This is a genomic window from Candidatus Magnetobacterium casense (genome assembly GCF_019173545.1).
Taxonomy (GTDB): domain Bacteria; phylum Nitrospirota; class Thermodesulfovibrionia; order Thermodesulfovibrionales; family Magnetobacteriaceae; genus Magnetobacterium; species Magnetobacterium cryptolimnobacter.
Genome location: NZ_JABXWD010000231.1, coordinates 1 through 5,605 on the forward strand (window position 1 = coordinate 1; position 5,605 = coordinate 5,605).

The 5,605-nt window shown below is 51.3% G+C and carries 3 protein-coding genes; 1 reads left to right on the forward strand and 2 read right to left on the reverse strand.

Annotated features, from left to right (window positions below):
* Positions 1–1,502, forward strand: a 1,502-nt coding sequence (locus HWQ67_RS11955; RefSeq protein ID WP_218252920.1) for a WD40 repeat domain-containing protein, incomplete at its 5' end; no start/stop codon positions are given.
* Between the two features lie 517 nt (positions 1,503–2,019).
* Here HWQ67_RS11955 and gspD read toward each other — a convergent pair.
* Complete coding sequence (gene gspD, locus HWQ67_RS11960; protein WP_218252921.1) at positions 2,020–4,233, reverse strand: type II secretion system secretin GspD; 2,214 nt, start codon at positions 4,231–4,233, stop codon at positions 2,020–2,022.
* Between the two features lie 28 nt (positions 4,234–4,261).
* A complete protein-coding gene (locus HWQ67_RS11965) occupies positions 4,262–5,131 on the reverse strand; it encodes a type II secretion system protein N (RefSeq protein ID WP_218252922.1) in 870 nt (289 codons plus the stop codon).
* Between the last annotated feature and the right edge of the window lie 474 nt (positions 5,132–5,605).

The window sequence follows — 5,605 nt, forward strand, 5'->3', positions numbered from 1 at the left end:
TGCATACCAGTTTCGATGCGCAGGATCGGGCCATTGGGGACGTCGCCTGCACTGGTCAGGCATACCGGCAGACTGCATGGCAATGGGATGGCAAGGCTTCCATCTACCTGTTTGACCGCCACAGCGGGGGCTTGATCAATAGGATCAGCGGATTGTCGGAGGTAATCTATCACCTAACCTACTCAAAAGACGGGAAGTATCTGGCCGCAGCGCTTTGGGGAGGCAACGGTATACGTGTCTTCAGCGCCAGGGATTACAGCCAGGTGGCCGAGGACAAGAATTACGGCAGTGATAGTTACGGCCTTGATTTTGACCCAAAGGGCAGACTCGCGGTGGTCTCCTGGGATGGATACATCCGACTCTATGACAGCAGGTTCAAATTACAGGCAAAGGGGAAACCCCCTGGGGGCAATCGGCCTTTCTCCGTAAGCTTCTCTGCCGATGGTGGGAAGTTGGCAGTTGGTTTTGATGATTCAACAAAGGTAGACGTTCTCTCAGGCAAAGACCTGTCTTATCTCTATTCGCCGGATACTAAAGGGGTAAATAACGGCAACTTATTCAGTGTAACATGGTCAAGGGACGGCAGGTATATCTATGCCGGTGGGCGATATGCCAAGGGTTGGCAATGGCCAATACTAATATGGTCAGGCAGTACGGGCGATACACACCAGACGCTGTCTGGTGCAAACAACACAATACTTCACATCCTCCCCCTCAACGATGGCGGCATTGCCTTTGGAAGTTTTGAACCAGCCTTTGGTATAGTACATAGACGGGGCAAAAGAACCCTCTATGTCACACCTCAGACCGCCGATTACAGGAGTGACATAAATGGGGTTCTGGTCTCCGATGATGGGACAAAGGTGCGGTTTGAATACGATGTATCTGGTAAATTGTCGACTGCCTTTGATCTATCCCTCAGGCTACTTGAGGCAGATAGTTCCACCAAGTCTGATGCCTCTTTAAAGCCACCCATTACCTCATCAGATGGCCTGAATGTTACAGACTGGAAGGACTCCTGTAACCCTAAACTGAACGGCAAGGCATTAAAACTTCAAGAGTATGAAGAGTCCCACAGTCTTGCGATAGCACCCAACGGTGAAAGCCTCCTCTTGGGAACCGAGTGGCGCCTCCGCCTGTTTGACAAGACCGGCACCCAGAGATGGGAGATTCCCGTCCCAGGTATTGCGTGGTCAGTAAACATTACGGGCAATGGCAAGCTGGCCGTTGCGGCGTTTTCCGACGGCACAATCAGGTGGTACAGGCTATCGGAGGGGAGGGAACTTCTGGCCTTTTTCCCGCACAACGACCGGAATCGCTGGGTGCTGTGGACGCCGTCGGGTCACTACGACGCCTCCCCGGGCGGGGATGACCTCATCGGCTGGCACGTCAACAACGGCAAGGACAAGGCCGCAGACTTCTATCCCGCCTCCAGGTTCAAGGCCACCTACTACCGTCCGGATGTCATCTCCAGGGTGCTTGAGAGCCTTGACGCGATGTGACAGTCAAGACGGCAAACGAGGCATCCCAACGCAAGAGAAGAAAAGAAGAAGAAAGAAAGGTGCGGCTCTGTCCACCTTTAGAACCCCCTGCAAGGAGGCCAGCCCCATACGTGTTAAGCTAAAGGTGATACCCCACATAACTCCAAATCTTTTACGCTCAATTTCTTAGGTTTAGGGGTAACTGATCGGATTCGAGTTTTTTCGGGTATTAAAATTGATGTGATATAGGTTAGACGCACCTCTAACCATTAAAGTATTTAACGGAACAGAAAAAAATTACCGTTTATGCGGCTTGTCTTATAATCTCAAAGTTTTCGGTTATTAGAGATTAGAGATTTCAATTCGCCTTTATGCTCATCTATATTATAGCACGTTTCGATTGGATTAAATACAGAATATGCGGTGTTTCAGCGGGCTTTGATTGCCGTTACGCTTCCCTCCGTGATTCTGGCCGTGCTCAATCAGGACGATGAGCGGTATCATGCGATTCCTCCTTTTCTTCTGCCCTTTTCAACTCCTACCGCTGCAACTGCTTCAACAACCGTTCTGATTCGGCAAACCTTACCTGGGGCATGCCCTGGAGTTCGCTTAATATGCCACCGGGTTCCTTGTCGGACGGGACGCTTACTATGTAGATGCCATGGGACTGTTCCACCCTGACAACGGTTGCCCCCACGCTGCTGATTAGTTGTTCGGCCTGGTCCTTGTCCACGTATTCCTTGAACCTGACTATAAACCTCTCCTGCCGCTTTGCGTCTTTTGCCTCCTTCTGATCAGGCAACCTGGCACTGTCTCTCATAAAAGCCCCCTTGTCCTCTGTGATCTTCCTGAGCTCATCTGCGTTATGGATGATGTGAGGGGTCAGAAACACCATCAGATTTATCTTCTTCGTGGATGACGACTTTTGCTTAAACAACCACCCCAGTATGGGGATGTCCCCAAGTATGGGTACCTTTTGAAGGCTCTCCTGCTCCTTCTCCTGGATCAGACCGCCGATGACGACCGTTTCGTTGTCCTTGGCAAAGACGGTTGTCTTGGTGGAACGCTTGGTCGTAGTGGGTCCTACAGAGATAAGGATGTCGGAGTTGGATTCGCTCTTTACGGAGGATATCTCCTGGTAGAGTTCGAGCTTGAGGTAGTCGCCCTCGGTGATGTGCGGGGTGATCTTCAGTGAGATACCGACGTCTTTTCGTTCGATGGCGTTCATCACGGAGAGCGTGCGAGAGGTGTCTGTTTCACGTTTGGTTATAAATGGGACGTTTTCACCGACCATGATTTCGGCCTCCTTGTTGTCTGAGGTCAGTATCTGGGGCGTAGAGAGGATGTTTACCACGCCCTTGAACTCATCAAGGCTAAACAACGCCGCATAACCAGGTACAGACAACGTCGATGATGTCGTGGTACCATCAGAGTTGACGGTCGTATAGGGGACGTTGACAAAGCTGCCCATGCCACCTATCCCAAAGCCGCTCAGACCATATACGATGTTCTGCATGGTTGTGGTGCTGATCTGCCCCGAACCAAAGGTAAAGCGCGGCTCGCCATTTTCCTTGACCATCATCCGCCACTTGCTGCCCAACTCCACAAGATCGTCTATGGAGACCTCTATGATCATGGCCTCGACAAAGACCTGTTTGCGGCGTCTGTCGAGCTTCTTTATGACGTCCGTGAGGTTGATGTAATCGCTTCGTGAGGCTATGATTACCAGGGAGTTGGTGGCCTCATCGGGGGTGATGAGGATATCGCCTGATGCGGCAAAGGGCATGGCCTGAGCCTTTTCACCGGCCTTCTCCTGACCGGGCTGTACGCGCTTGATGAGGCTGTCAAGGACTTTTGCAAGCTCACCCGCGTTGGCGTTTTCCAGAAAATACACGTTAATGCTCCCCTGTGCCTCCGGCGAAGGGACATCGAGCATGTCTATGAGCTGCCTGATCGGTTCCCTGTCGTTTTTGGAGCCGAAGATCACAAGGGCGTTCAGGCGCTTGTCGGCACTGACATAGACGTCGGTTCTGGCAGTGGGTGGTTGTTGTCCGGCACGTTTGGCGATGCTCTTTTGAATCCCTTCGTTTAGCGTCTTTGCGAGGGATTCGGCGGCGGCGTTATGCAAGAAGACGATTTCGGGTTTATCCATAGTCGAGGGCTGGTCTATTTTTTCCAAGATGTATAGTATCTTTTCGATGTTAACGCCTGAGTCAATGACCAGGAGTATATTGCGTGGGCTGAATTCGCCTATATAGCCCTCCTTTGAGACAATGGGTCTGAGGAACTGAACGGCCTCATCACTTGAGAGGTTTTCCAGTTGTATGAGTCTGGCGACATAGCCCTCGTTTATGGTATGGCTGGTGGTTGTCGATAGTTCGATCCCCTTATGTCTGGCCTCGGCTGCGGGAACGATCTTGTACGTGTTTGTGCCGGCGGGTACGACCGTATAGCCCTTAAGTTCCAGTACCGACGTAAAGAGCCTGAAGGCATCGGCCTTATTAAGGGGTGAGGGCGCCACTATTGTGATCCTACCCTTGAGTTGTTCGTCAAATATGATGTTCTTGCTTGTCAGTTCGCTGACAAACTTGGCTATGGCCGGCAGTTCTACACCGACAAAGTTGAACACGACCTTTTCGTCTTCCTTCTTTTTGTCGCTCCAGGTCGCACCTGGCTCCGCCGCCGACAGAGTCACACTGCACAGCATCAGGCACGTGAGGAGTAACGCCGTAATTGCCGGAAATTTTGTCATACCCTGACCTCCTGTATTGTGCGGTCTCTCATTTTATTTGATAGTTGAGGGTTACCTTTGTGCCCTCGCGCAATATGTCCAGTTGCAGGTCACTAACCCCACTGAGGGCGGTAAACGCCTGCAACCCTGTCTCAGGATTCGTTATATCGTACTTGTTGACACTGAGCAAGACATCCCCGTTTCTCAATCCAAGTTGTTCATAGATGCCGCCCTTTTTGATCTCCTGGAGCAGGAATCCTTCCTGTTTGCCGTTGTTAAAGCGTGGCTGTAGCCGTGCCTCTGTCATCAGTGCCCTGGGGTTGTCGATGGCCTCTTGGAGCTTGCTTGCGCTGAGGGCGTAGGAGTTTGTCGCCGTAGGTCTGACAAAGGAGTCGGAAGTTGCCACGGGGGGGGCAACCGGTGCCGTTTGTGGCGTGGTCAATGGTATCTCTGCCAGGGCGAGCTTTGTTCCGTCTTTGAGTATCACGCTGTCGGGGAGCACTTTCTCTAGGACGGTCGTCTTAAATACCGTATCGCCGGTTTTGAACACCTCCTGGGTGCCACGCTCATCCTCGATTATGGCATAACCGGTGCCCCTGTTGCCAACGATGGCGCCAATGAGCCTCAGTTTTGTCATCACTACGCCAACAACCTTTGGTGGACCGGTAAGCGGGGATAGCCCCTCCGACTTTATCCCAAAGGGGTTATTGCTGATCACTGTTGCGTAGTCCATCAGGGACTTTGCCGCCTGTGAGGTTTTCTCCGGTGGCGGTGGTCTCTTTGCAACGATATCCCTCAGGCGCAATGATATGATATCCCGCACCACGTACATAGAGGTCAGTATCAATGCGGCAAGCAGTATCACCCCTGCAAGGAATATAGCCCGCTCTCTGGTTAGAATGTCTCTTAGCCTGTGCATATCGTCGGTACTGTCATTGTATCATAAATGAGCCACAAAAAGAAAAGAGAGAAGGCAGGGCGATCGCATTAGAGAATTTTATGATATGTTAATAATTCACCTTATGCTTAAAAATCAAGGTTTGCGCATAATGGGGTCAAGGGGACTTCTTCGTGCCAGGGGCGGCTCGCCCCTCCCCTTGCAGGGGGTTCTGAAGGGGCCAGGTGCGACCTGGAGCGCCAAGAAGCGGAGCCGCCCCTTTCTTTCTTGTATGCGGGCAATTTTGATACCCGAAAAAATTCGAATCCGATCAGTATACCATGAAATTTAAAGAGGATACCTTTTTTTTTTCTGTTTCCTAGCTGAACAATATCCAGCTTTCAAACCACCTCAGATATGTGGCGTATGCCTTGCTGACAACCATGCCGGAGTGAATCGGATAGAACATCACAAACAGCGCCATCACCACGGTCAGATAACAATACGTGAGATATT

What these genes read in the sequence shown, in the direction of transcription:
- gspD (WP_218252921.1), bottom strand. Translation starts at nt 4,233, where the DNA reads ATGACAAAATTTCCGGCAATTACGGCGTTACTCCTCACGTGCCTGATG.
- HWQ67_RS11965 (WP_218252922.1), bottom strand. Translation starts at nt 5,131, where the DNA reads ATGCACAGGCTAAGAGACATTCTAACCAGAGAGCGGGCTATATTCCTT.